The organism is Nocardioides sp. S5, from assembly GCF_017310035.1.
In the GTDB taxonomy this organism is placed as follows: Bacteria; Actinomycetota; Actinomycetes; order Propionibacteriales; family Nocardioidaceae; genus Nocardioides.
Map to the genome: position 1 here is coordinate 1,363,018 of NZ_CP022296.1, position 11,960 is coordinate 1,374,977.

Annotated in this window: 7 protein-coding genes; 4 read left to right on the forward strand and 3 right to left on the reverse strand. The window is 71.6% G+C overall.

The window, feature by feature from the left end; genetic code table 11:
* Nucleotides 1-30: 30 nt before the first annotated feature.
* Nucleotides 31-5,979, reverse strand: coding sequence for a MobF family relaxase (mobF, locus tag CFI00_RS06750; RefSeq protein ID WP_207084468.1), 5,949 nt, complete (start codon nt 5,977-5,979; stop codon nt 31-33).
* A 304-nt stretch (nt 5,980-6,283) separates the two neighbouring features.
* On the opposite strand from mobF, the gene CFI00_RS06755 reads away from it, so the two are divergent.
* The gene (locus tag CFI00_RS06755; RefSeq protein ID WP_207084469.1) at nt 6,284-6,679 is read left to right on the forward strand and encodes a hypothetical protein; all 396 of its coding nucleotides are present in this window, start codon (nt 6,284-6,286) and stop codon (nt 6,677-6,679) included.
* Between the two features lie 43 nt (nt 6,680-6,722).
* Complete coding sequence (locus CFI00_RS06760; RefSeq protein WP_242532721.1) at nt 6,723-7,184, forward strand: hypothetical protein; 462 nt, start codon at nt 6,723-6,725, stop codon at nt 7,182-7,184.
* A gap of 628 nt (nt 7,185-7,812) precedes the next feature.
* Here the strand turns inward: CFI00_RS06760 and CFI00_RS06765 are convergent.
* Entirely contained in the window at nt 7,813-8,817 is a 1,005-nt protein-coding gene (locus tag CFI00_RS06765; RefSeq protein WP_207084471.1) for a DUF932 domain-containing protein, read from the reverse strand.
* A 110-nt stretch (nt 8,818-8,927) separates the two neighbouring features.
* Nucleotides 8,928-10,520: a ParB N-terminal domain-containing protein gene (locus CFI00_RS06770; RefSeq protein ID WP_207084472.1), complete on the reverse strand. Its 1,593-nt coding sequence runs from the start codon at nt 10,518-10,520 to the stop codon at nt 8,928-8,930.
* Between the two features lie 310 nt (nt 10,521-10,830).
* On the opposite strand from CFI00_RS06770, the gene CFI00_RS06775 reads away from it, so the two are divergent.
* Both CFI00_RS06775 and CFI00_RS06780 read left to right on the forward strand, forming a co-directional pair.
* Nucleotides 10,831-11,289 (forward strand): hypothetical protein, encoded by a 459-nt coding sequence (locus CFI00_RS06775; protein ID WP_207084473.1) that lies wholly within the window; start codon nt 10,831-10,833, stop codon nt 11,287-11,289.
* Nucleotides 11,290-11,532: 243 nt separating this feature from the next.
* On the forward strand, nt 11,533-11,949 hold the full coding sequence (locus CFI00_RS06780) for a hypothetical protein (RefSeq protein WP_207084474.1): 417 nt from the start codon (nt 11,533-11,535) through the stop codon (nt 11,947-11,949).
* The last annotated feature ends 11 nt before the right edge of the window (nt 11,950-11,960 follow it).

Sequence of the window (11,960 nt, forward strand, 5' to 3'; positions counted from 1 at the left end):
CTACTGACCGAGGCCGGACAGTCCGGCCAGTCAGCGTCGCGGAGTGACGCGCCGCGGCGGCCGCGGGCGGTTGACGTCCTGCCGGTCGCGCGCTGCTCCCTGCGACGTGGTCGGCGCCGGGGTGCCCTCGCCGGTGTCGATCGGGATCTCCAGACGAGAGACGATCCGGTAACGCAGGTCGCGTGCGGGGCTGTCGCCCAGCGGCTTCTCGGCGACGATCGCGCGGGTCGCGGCGCCGACGTCGTGACCGTGCTCGTGGGCCTGCTGCAGCATCGCTGCGGTGGCCGGCCAGTCGCCCTGCTCGAGCAGGCGCGGGTCGAGCTCGCGGGCCAGCGGCTCCCACCGCTCGGTGGGCGTCTTGTCGGCCGCGGCCGCGAGTCGGCCTCGGACCTCGCTGCTCTTGTGCAGCTCGGCCAGGGCCGCCTTCCGCGGGTCGGCGTCCCACGTCTTGACCGCGTCGCGCAGGTCCCGGCTGGCCTGCAGCTGGGAGAGCTGCAGCCGTGTCCGCGCCTGGTTGACGCCCGGCTCCCAGGCCCGGCTGGGACGGGCCGAGATGACGCGCATGGCGGCCACCCGTGCCTGCTCGGCGCCGAGGTTGTCGAGCCGTTCGGTGAGGAGCTGGTCGCCCAGGGACCGGAAGGCGGGCTGGCCGCTGGCCACCGCGGCGGTGAGCGCGGCCGGGCCGCGCTGAGCGAGCAGGTCGGCGGGGTCGAGTCCGTCGGGGAACCGGGCGTAGCCGGGGTCCAGGCCGTGCGGGGTGAGCATCCAGAAGTCGCGCTCGGCGGCGACCTGGCCGGCGAGGTCGGCGTCGGTGGCCACGATCGGGTCGCGGCCGACGGTGGCCAACTGGGCGGCCTGCTCATCGGTCAGGGACGTGCCGAGCGGGGCCACACCGAGGTAGAGGCCGGCGCTGGCGATCGAGACGGCGACCGCGTCCATCGGGCCCTCGACGATCACAGGGACGGCGCCCTCGGCGAGCAGTTCGTCGACGACGCCGAACAGCTGCGCGCCCTTGTGGAACAGCGGGGTGTCGGCGGTGTTGAGGTACTTCGGTCCGGCCTTGTCGTCGTCGCCGAGGTCGGGGCGGCGGCGGCCGACGAACCCGAGGACCTCGCCCTGGTGGATCACCGGGAACATCACGCGGTCGCGGAACCGGTCGATAAGGCGGCCGGTGCTTGCCTCCACAGCGACTCCGGTGGCGAGCATCTCGTCGTCGCTGACGCCGCGGCCGCGGAGGTGGTCGACCAGGTTGGTCCAGCCGGCCGGAGCCTGACCGGGGCGGAACCGCTCGTCGCCGGCGAGGTCGACGCCGAACCGGCCGGTGAGGTAGTCGCGGCCCCACGAGTCGGTGAACCGGGACTCGAAGAAGGTCTGCGTGAGCTCGTTGATCTCGACCATGCGCTCACGCGTGACGGGGGAGGAGTGCCACTCGTCGGCGCGCTGGTACATGAGCCGGATGTCGGCGTCGGTGGGCTCCAGCCGGGTGCCGCCGAGGTCGCGGATGTAGGCGGAAAGCGTGAGGTCGCTCTCGATGTACTGGTCCTCGTCGACGTCGACCAGGTCCTCCTCGAGCGCGTCGACCTGGTGCTCGTCGACCACGTCGACGGAGGGCTCGAGGTCCAGGCCAGGGTCCTCAGCACTCGGCCAGTCGGCCCAAGCGGAGTCGTCGGGAAGGTCGACGAACATCGCCGGGTCGGGCTCGATGCCGTCCCACAGGTCCGCCGGCGGCTCCTCGAAGTGGTACTCGTGCGCGTGCTCGTCGGGGGCGGTCTCCAGGGCGATCGAGGTCCGCCACACCAGTGCCTGGCACTCGTCGACGCCCTCCCAGCCGTCGCTCGGCAGCGCCCGGCCGGCGCCCAGCAGGGCCTCGACCTGCCATCCACGCTGCAGGCCGTGGTCGACGTTTGAGACCAGCGCCGGCCACCAGGTGCTGGCCTGAATGCTCGCGGCCCGCTCCGGACCGAACAGGTCCGCCAGCTGCGGAGCCCAATCGGTGGTGACGCTTTCTCCGTGGGAGCCGTCGCCGATCTGGGCGGCGACCGCCGGCGTGAGGTGCCGGGCCATGCGCCACCACAGCGCAGCCGCGGTGAGCTCGTCGGGCAGCGGGCCGGCCGGGTGATCGGGCGCGGCGGCGGTGCGCAGCAGCTCGTGAGCGGCCACGCCGGCACGCGACATCGCGGCCAGCCGCTCGGCCAGGAGCGGGGTGAACTCGTCGTCGCGGACCTGCGGGGCCAGGGCGTAGAGCAGCTGACGCCATTCCTTGAGCGCCGGCGTGTGGTCTCCGGTGACGGCCCGGTTGAGGCGCCGCTGCCACGTCGCAGACGCCTTCTGCAGCTGCGGTGCGCCGGTCGGTCGCCGGTCGTCGGCGGGGACCTGCATGGCTGCGCGCCAGACCTCCACATCAGCAACTACTTCGGCCACCGTGGCGCCTGTGCCTGATGCGGGGCGGATGCCGTTCTGCGCCCACACCGGCAGCGAGGCCTGCTCGGCGGCGCGGGTGTGCACCTGCTCGGCGAGCTGCTCGACCAGGTGCGCGCGCTGGGAGAGGTAGGCACCCCAGTGCGGGTCCTCGGCCAGGCGCGCAGGGATCCCGGGCATCCACGGCAGCGGGCCGGCGCCCGCGTTGCGCAGCCCGGAGGAGTCGAGGCGCCAGTCCAGGACCGCGGCCCGGTCGCGCGCGCTCTCCAGCTCCCGGTCCCCGGCGGCGGCCCGGAGCGCTTCGACGGGGTTCTCGCCGGCCGCGCCGAGCAGCAGCAGGTGGGCGCGCAGGGTGGGCCAGGCGGCCTCATCGGACAGCCCGGGCGCCAGTGTCTCGACGGCGGTGTCCAGCGCGTCGACCATGTTGACAGTGGTGCCGTCGCCGCCGGTGGTGGTCTCGTGGCGCAGCAGGTCCTCGGCGGCGACGTAGAGGCTGTCGAGGTAGCGCTGGGAGACCTCGCCGAGCCGGGTAGCCGGGTCGGCCTGCTCGCGGATCAGGCTGGTCGCGGACCGCTGGGCGTCGTCGCGGGCCAGCATCGACTCGAGGATGTCGGTGGGGGTGAGCGGCCGGACCAGGGTCGGGTGGATCACCGAGTGCGGGTCGCCGTCACCGACGACCTCGAGGTAGACGTGGTTGGCGTGCGCTCCGCGGGTCATCATCGTGTAGAGCTGCTGGCGCGACTCGGTGCCGGTGGTCAGGCCGTGCATCGTGTCGGCGGTGACGCCCTGGGCGGTGTGCACGGTGCACGCGTAGCCGAGCTCGGTGGCCTTGGCGACGTAGTCGCTCGGCAGTCGCACGGTGCGGCCGTGCTGGGTGTGCTGGACGGTCAGGTCGCCGCCGTCGTGGATCTCCAGGACGGTCCAGCGGTCGCCGTTCTTCACCCAATCTGTGGCCGAGGTGCGCAGCCGGCGGTCGTTCTCGCGGGTGATGATCAGCTCGCCGATCGACGCCTCGTTGCCGTCGGCGAGCCGCCGCACCGGGCCACTGCTGGCGACGTCGGTCGGGTCGATCCCGTCGAGGCGGTGGGCGCGGGCCTGCTGGTTCAGCTCGCTGACCAGGTCGCGGGTCGGGGCGAGCATGATCGAGTCCAACCCTGCGGCGCGGTCGGCCTGCCAGGCGGCGAAGACCTCCTCGGTCATGGTCGCCAGGTCGCCGACGTGGACCCGGTCGCGATCGAGGTAGAACCCGAGCGCCTCGCTCTTGCCCTCGCGCAGGGCCAGCGACGCTGCGCCCTCGGCGGGGTCCTTGAACCGGACGAGCTCGGTCAGCTGCAGCGCCCCGTGGGTGGCTCGGATGTCGCGCAGCACGCCGCCGGCGCCGATCGCGGAGAGCTGCTGGTCGTCACCGATCAGCCGGACGCTGCCGCCGCGCTCAAGGATGTAGGACACCGCGGCGTCCAGAGAAAGGGTGTCGGCCATGCCCGCCTCGTCGATCACGACGAGCGTTGAGGAGTCGATGCCTGCGACCCAGTCCGGCATCGCGGCACCGGTCTGACGGGCCTGCTCGAGGGAGTGCGTGAGCTTGGCCAGGGTGTCGGTCCGGGTGTCGATCTGGGAGCGCAGGGCGTCCGCGGCCGCCGCCGAGGGAGCGAGGCCGATGATGGTGCCGCCGCCGTCGGTCCACGCGCTGGACAGGGCTCGCATCGCGGTGGTCTTGCCCGATCCGGCGGGGGCGATCGCCAGCTGGAGCCGGGCGCCGGAGGTGGCCATCTCCCGCACCAGCGTGGCCTGTCCGGCGTTGAGGGTGATGCCGTTGGCGGTCGACTCCAGCAGTGCCAGGTCGACCGAGGATGCCTCGACGGCGTACCCGTCGTGGCGGCCGGCGGCGGCGACCAGGCGCTGTTCGGCGGCCAGCACCTTGCTCGAGGTGAACAGGTCGGCCCCGGCCCGGGTGTAGACCGAGGACCCGTCTGCGCGACGCAGCTCGACCGGCTCGCTGATGGTGTCCCAGGTGCGGGCCATGCTCACCGAGCGGCCGTCGAGGACCTCGCTGACCAGCAGGTCGACCACCTGGGAGACCTGGTTGGTGGGCACGTTGGCGGCCCGGACCTGCCGCTGGGCCTCCGCGTAGACGTGCCAGTACTGCCACGTGCTCCGGCCACCCTCCATCGTCGCCACGATGCGGTCAGTCGTCTGGGTGAACCATGCTGCATTCACTACTGGGTCGGCCAGGGAGCGGGCCGCGCCCTTCGGGTTGAGTGCACCGTGCACCATCTGCGTGATCCGCTGCGGGGTGCCCAGCACCTCGACCGACTCGCGGTTCCAGGTCTCGCGCTGCTCGGCCAGCGAGCGGGGCTCGTGCTTGGCCTCGCGGGTCTCCAGCGTCGCCTGTTGGGACAGCTGGATGGTCTCTACGGGCGTCGGGGGCCGGCCGTGGGTGGCCTGGAACGCCGCGGCGAGGACCTTGCGGCGGTCCTCGACGTTGATCCGGCGCTTGGAGAACCGGCGGTTCAGGTCGGGGTCGACGCCGACGATTTCACGCACCGGCCGCTTGCGGGCGTCCTCGTTCGGGCGCTCCTCGAACCGCACGCCGAGTGCGTCGACCAGGTGCCGCTCGAGCGCGGTGTTGTAGGTCTCCGAGGCCGAGACGACCGCCTTGTGCAGGGGCCTGCCGTCGATGGCCAGCCACTTCCCGTCGAGGGTCTGGACCTTGTTGGCCACGGCGACGTGCGTATGCAGATCCGGGTCTCCGGCGCGGGAGTCGCGGTGGGTGAACGCCGTGGCGACCAGGCCGCGGACGTCGACCTGGCGGACGCCGTTGGTGCCCTGGCGGCTGAACAGCGCCTTGGTCTCGATGAAGTTCAGTGCGTCCTTGACCGCGGCCTGGTGGGCGCGCTCAATGACCGCGGCGGTCTTCGGGTCGGAGATCGCCCACAGGGTCGAGACGCTCTTGACGGGGGAGAAGGTGAGGTCGTAGCCGGCGACGGCGTTGGTCTTGGGGCGAGAGTGCTTGGCGATCGTGGCGGCGAGCTCGCGGGCGTCGACGGGGTCGCGACCGTGCTCGGCGCGGAAGAAGTCGCGGCCGACCGCGGTGCGGATCCGGGCACGCTCCGCAGCGGGAACCGGGTAGTCCCCGGGATGGCCAGCAGCCTGGTTCCAGTCGGCGAACCGCTTGGCGACCTCGATCCGGAACGGGCTGATGTCGTTGTCGTAGACCTTGTAGGGCGTGCCGAGCCGGACCGCGGTCTTGTAGTCCGAATCGGTCGGCCGCCCGGCCTCCTCGCGGCCGATCCGCAGGTCCAGCTCCTTGGTCCGCTGGGTGGCCAGCGGGTGGTGCCCGGAGCCGAACAGGCTCTGCATGTGGTCGGCGGTGACGACGTCGCCGGCATCGAGTCCCTCGATGCCCTCCATGCCCGAGCCGACCCACACGCCGGGGGTCTCGCCCTTCTCGGTGTAGTAGCTCGCCAGCCCGGTGTGGCCCTTGTCGGTGGCGTCCATCGCTGCGACCTGGCGGGTCAGGTAGTCGTACCCCGACCCCGCCGTCAGCTTGTGGAGGCTCATCGTCACGGTCACCTACGTGCGCACGCGCGCGGCAGGCGATCACTTTCGGCCGGATTTCTACTCTGTTCTTTCTATTCTGCGAACCGAGAATGCAAGAGGTGTGTGGAGGTTGGGGTGCGACTGAGTTCGAGGGGGGACGTTGGGGCGCTCGGGAGGGCTCAGAGGTGTCGGTCTGAGGGTGCTGGTCGGGTGAGGTTGGTGAGGGCGTTGGGAAGGTTCTTCGGCGGTGGTGATCGCTCGGGGTCCGGGCTGTGTCCTAGGTGACTGTCAGAGTCCATGTTCGACACGAGTGAGGGATGACCGGATGAGTCAGCAGACGATGCGCCAGAAGGCGCGACGTGACGCACGGAGTGTCACGTCGAAACGGAGGGCCGCGCTCTTGGAGCGCGCCAAGCGGCTGGAAGACTTGGCGGTGCAGGTGATGACTGCGGTCGGAGAGCGGGACGCGGCGGTGGCCGAGGCAGAGAAGCGGGCCGGGGCCGCGCTGCGCGAGATGACGACGGTCGAGGGCGTGACACTGCGCGAGGCCGTCGAGTGGTGCGGCGACCAGATCGGCGTACGAGAGGCGACGCGGCTGCGGCGGCTGGCCGAGAACGACCAGGACGCCGAGAAGGGCGACGAGGACGGCGCTACGGCGCTGGCCGCGACGGCTGCGCCCGCGGAGAGTGGGGGAGCGGGTGCCGGTACGGCGGCTAGATGACGCCGGCCTCGCGGCGGTGGCGGCGGCGATCGCAGGCCCGAGGGTGCTCGCGCGCTACCGGGCCAAGGTCGCCACGGTGCCGGGGAGTGAGTGCCTGTGGTGGACCGGAGCGGTTGCAGGCCGGTCCGAGCGTGAGCGCACGGACGGCGGCGGCCATGGCCGGTTCTGGTACGCGCCGGGGCGAGTGATCATCGCGCACCGGTTCGCGTTCGCGGTGATGAACGGGGTGGACGCGCTCGCCCAGGCGCGGCTGCTCGGGCACCGCTGTCACAACCCGCTGTGCCAGCGGATCGCACCGGATCACGTGGTGGCCTCGAGCGCGGCGCAGAACCGGCGCGAGTGGGCCGTCCAGCGGCGGCTGCCCTACAGCCCGCTGGCTGACCGGCGCGGGCCGCGTCGGCGGGCTCGAGAACTGCGCGACCTCGCGCGTGAGGACCCGCAGCTAGTGGCCGACGACCTCGCGCGACTCCAAGAGCTGCTGGGCGAGCAACTGACGCTGTGGTGACCGGCGACGCGTCACCACAAAGCCGCCTCGATCCCGGCGCCAGCCGGTGCGTGCTGGGCGCAGTCAGTGGCGATCAGGTGGCGGCCGTCGCTGATCGACCAGCACAGCGAGTACAGACAGGCGTAGTGCTCGCACTCGATCCGAACCAACGGGGGTCGGCCGGGGCCGACGACGCCGGAGAGAAAGTTGATAGGGCGCAGGAGCCGCCCGCAACGGACACAGCCCTGCGGGCGGCGCGCCTGCCGGATGGTGGCCAAGGGATCACCCGGCCTCGGCGGCGAGGTCGAGCCGAGCGGACGCGGCGGTGGCCACGGCGGTGATCCGCGCGGCTAGCTGCACGCAACTCGGCGGGCGTGCCCTCGATCGCGATCACGTCGTCCTGGGCGAGAGTCAGGACCGGGCGGCGGTGCTCGCCAGCGCCTACCCAGTCCTCTCCGGGGGTGAAGACCTGGACGCTGGTCTCAGCGGCGGCCAGCCACTCGATGTGTGCGCTCATCGGGTCACTCGACGGGGAAGGTCGTGTCGGTGTTCGGCGTCTGCTTGGTCATGGCTCCTCCTTCGGTTGGGCCGGTGGCGGGCCGGACTCGGGGTCTCAGCCCGCCACCGGAGGAACTGCGTTGGTTGGCGGTCAGGCCAGGGCGAGCGTGGTCCAGGCGCGGCGCTTGATCCGGTCCGGGTCGTCACTGGTGAGCACGCGCGTGGCGCGGGCGGTGTGCTCGTCGCCCTTGGCGCGAACCGGGGCGTAGTGGTCGACGTACTCGGCCACGGCCTGGTAGCCCGCCCACGCGGTGTCACGGATTCCGCCCTGGGTCTCGGCATCGGCGAACAGCCAGTGCAGCCGGGAGCGGCGGCGGCGCTCAGTCTCGCGGACCCGCTTGGTGGCGTTGGCCTCGGCCTTGCCGAACGTGGCGTCGATCAGCGCGTCGAACGCGGCGTCGGTCATGGCCTGCTGGATCAGCCGCTCGGCCTCGACCTGGAACGCGTCGACGTAGGTGAAGGTCAGCCCGAGCGCGTCGCGGGCGGCCTGGACGGCGGCCTTGGCGTTGCGGGTGTGGCGGATCGAGAACGACGACTCGCAGTTGCTCAGGGCCGCGCTCTGGGTGTTCGCGCAGACGACGCGGACCGGGGTGACGAGGATGCGGAACGCGCTGGTGCCGTCGTGGCTGTTGAGCGCGGCGATGTTCAGGTCGACGCGGTCGGTGCCGCCGACCGTCAGTGAGTCCGGCAGCTGCATCGTGATGAACACCTGCCGCCCGCCGCGCAGCGACCCGGCGGTGTCGAAGATCGCGCCGGACTCGTCGGCCAGCAGGTTCAGGAACTCGGCGTGGTCCTCGTTCTGCAGCGGCGTGTAGCCGCCGCCGACGACGCCGAGCGCCTCGGGTGCTCCGGTGAACGGGTTGGTGCGCACCGTGGCGAAACCGGGGACCTCGATGGGGGTGACGCCGCCGTCGCTGACCTCGGCGGTGGTGAGCGGCAACTTGCGGACGTCCCAGCCGCCCAGATGGCCGAGCCTCATGGCCTCCTCGGCGGTGAACGCGCGGTCGCGGACGGTGGTGCCGAGCCGGTGCCAGGCGTCCTTGCGGGCGAAGAGGGCCGCTGCCTGCGTGCCGTGGGTCTCGATCTCGTGTGCCATGTCGGTGGTCCTCCTGTGTCGGAATCAAACGAACTGCGTTCATTCTATTCTTTCTATTCCACTGAGGGCGGTTCTCCACAGGAAGAACCGCCCTCAAGGGGGGAGGGTGGTCAGGCCGCGTCGGTGGTCGCGTCGGTCTCGACGGCCTCGGCCTCGTCGTCGGTGGCGCTGTCGTCGCTCGGCTCCTCGCCCATCAGCAGCCGCTCGACGTCGCTGGGCTGGTAGCCCCACTCCATGAGCGCGGCAAGCACGCGGGCGTCCCACTGGCTCGGGTTGCGCCACGTGTGTTTGCCGATCGAGTCCTCCCACGCCGCGACGACGGCGGCGAGGGTGGTCATGATCGCGCCCTTGGGGCTGGTGGCCCGCGTCGCGATCCTGTGGCACTCCTCGTAGCCCGCGCCGTAGTAGCCGCTAGGAACGTCGATGCCGAGCAGGCCGAACAGCCTCGGGTGCCGGTGGTCCATGGCCTTGCTCAGCGTGTGGTGGCCGGTGACGACGGCCTCGCAGATCAGGGCCTCGGCACCCTTCGGCGCAGTCTTGCGGGCCACGAACGTACTCAGCCACTCCCGGCGCACGGTCTCGGCGCTGGCCCAGACCTTGTTGTTCGCGATGACCCGGCGGCGCTCCTGGCGGCGGGCCTCAGCCTCGGCCTCGTCGGCGGAGTCGGTCCCCGGGTCGTGAGCCTCGGCGTCGTCGCCCTGGTCGTCGTCGGTGCGACCGACCCGGCTCCGGTGGACGAGTCCGCTGGCCTCGATGTCGGTGACCACCCACAACAGCCGGTAGACCTTCACCGGCTCGGCGTACTCGTCGTCGTCGCCGTCATCCTCGCCCTCGGTGGCCTCCGGCTCGGGGTACTCCCAGTCCTCGGTGACGATCACCGCGACGCCGGAAAGGTTCGGCCACTCCTCGATCGGCACCGGCTCGCCCTCGGGGGTGCGCATGTCCTCCAGCACCAGCGACCCGTCCGCCTCGTCGGCCTCCTGCGCGGACAACACTGGCAGTCCCTCGGCCCGCAGCCGCTCGACCTCGGCGGCGTACGCCTCGCGCTCGGCGGCTTCGTCGCGCAGCTTCTGGGCGACATGCTCGATCGAGTCGCCCCAGCGGGTGGTCCGTGCACGCTCCAGGCGCTCGGCGGCGTCGGGGTCGTGCTCGAACTCGGCGAAGATCGCGGCCTCTTGGAGAGTCAGGTCGCCAGACTCCAGCCGGTTGCGGGTCTGGTCGGCCTTGGAGACCGCCAGGGCGGCGTTCACGGTCGGGCGGTCGATGGAGGTCCGCTTGGCGATCTGCGCGGCGCTCACACCGATCAGGGCCAACTGCTCGACGCCCGCAACGATCTCGGTCTCGCGCATCCCGGCGCGGTGGATGTTCTCGACCATCTGGTCCCCGATGCGGTCGGCGTCGTCGGGCAAGGGGACGACGCGGGCTGGGATGAGCCCGGTTGGGGTGCCGACCTCGGCGGCGGTGACGGTGCGGCGCTGGCCGCGCAGCAGGACGTACTGCCCGTCCTCGTTGCGGTAGACAGTCACGGCCTCCAGCACGCCGCGCTCCTTGATCGACTTGCGGAACTCTTTGTGGTCGGCGCGCAGGTCGGTGCGGACGTTGCTGCCGATGATGATGTCGGCGGGGTCCAGGTGCAGGAACTCCTCGGCCTCGGTGGCCTCGCCAGCGGGGGTGTCGATGGGGGTCTGGATGGTGTCGGTCATGCGGCTGTCCTCCGTGAGTAGAATAGAAAGAACTGACAGGGCTAAGCCTGCCAGTGGGAGCCGACGCCTACCCGCCCTCGGGCCGGACCTGTGGAGAGGTGGGCGCGTCTCCGATGGTGGGGATAACCCGCCCGCGTAGGCGCGGCCTCGGCTGCGGCGTCGCGGCGCGGCTGCGCCCCTCGGAGCTTGAAAGCGGAAGGAAACGCGGGACGGTGAGAACAGTTGCGCAGGGCCCCGGCCGGGAATGCAGCGGCGTTGGTGTTAGCCGTAGCAGCCGGGCGCCGGCGGACGAGACCAGGGGAGTGACGAGGTGACGAGCCAGACCACGATCCCGGTCGGGATCTACTGGAAGCCCGGGGTGTGGGACCTCGCCCGATCGGCGTACATCGCGGACCTGGACACCGACCCAGACTCACCAGGTGCCTTCGTCGGGTGGCTCGCTCAGGCGCTCGAGCTGCATGCCCGCCGAGCGCCTCAGCAGCGCGCCGACCTTGCTGCGGTCGCCGAACGCCACCGCGCGCAGGTGAGCACGCGGAAGAGCTTCAGCAAGAAGCACGACCTGCCCGCCTCGACGATCGAGGCGGTCGAGGACGCGATCGTCACCGACCGCCAGGAGCTCGGGCGCGCCATCGGTCGCTCGGCTTTCGCCCTGGAGGCGGTCATCGCGGCCGCCCACGAAGCACGCCGACGCCTGGGCCGCGAACTGCCCCCGCCTCCGCAGAAGCTCAGCAACCGACCGCCGCGGCGCCGGCCGGCACACTTCAGCTGACCTCGGGTCGGCTCGGGTCGCTCGAGCTCGGCCGGTCGGTCGGTCGGGCCAATCTTGTCGAAAGCGGTCCGTTGTGTCGGCGGCCGCGGCTCGCGCCCCGATCCGGTACCCGAGAGCCGGATCGGGGCCTTCTGCTGCCCGGGGTCCTCGGGCCACGTGCGCCGGCACTGATCGCCCCGGGCCTCTGGTCCACCTAGGTGACTGCGGAACGGTACGCGTCCTGCCTGAGCCTAGGACGAGCGCATGTCGACACCACCCAACCGCGGGCACCGCGGCGCAGCTGCCAGGGCCGCATTGCTCACCGTCCTCGGGATTCTGGCGTCGGCGCTGTTGCTGGCGCCGGCCGCACCGGCGGCCGCGGCCGAACCCGTCGAGGACATGGGCTGCCGCATGGTCATCTGGACCGCGGACAGCGTCTTCGACACCTCCTACGACCACTCCGGGATGCGACACACGTTCCGCGGCTGCATGGTCAAGCGGGGCTGGTCGACCAAGGCCTACCGTGCGCTCAAGAACCGGCAGGGGCGACTCAACAGCCACCTCAGCAGCTCGGAGTGCAGGGTCGGGGACTACCACCTGTCCGGCGTCAAGCGCACGACCTACATGGGCATCCGCGTCGTGGTCTTCAAGTACCGCTTCGACTACCTAGTGCCCTGCTGAGAGCGGCCGAC

Bases quoted from the DNA above. Each gene is read 5' to 3' on its own strand.
- mobF (WP_207084468.1), bottom strand. From the start codon at position 5,979: ATGAGCCTCCACAAGCTGACGGCGGGGTCGGGGTACGACTACCTGACC.
- CFI00_RS06755 (WP_207084469.1), top strand. From the start codon at position 6,284: ATGAGTCAGCAGACGATGCGCCAGAAGGCGCGACGTGACGCACGGAGT.
- CFI00_RS06765 (WP_207084471.1), bottom strand. From the start codon at position 8,817: ATGGCACACGAGATCGAGACCCACGGCACGCAGGCAGCGGCCCTCTTC.
- CFI00_RS06770 (WP_207084472.1), bottom strand. From the start codon at position 10,520: ATGACCGACACCATCCAGACCCCCATCGACACCCCCGCTGGCGAGGCC.
- CFI00_RS06780 (WP_207084474.1), top strand. From the start codon at position 11,533: ATGTCGACACCACCCAACCGCGGGCACCGCGGCGCAGCTGCCAGGGCC.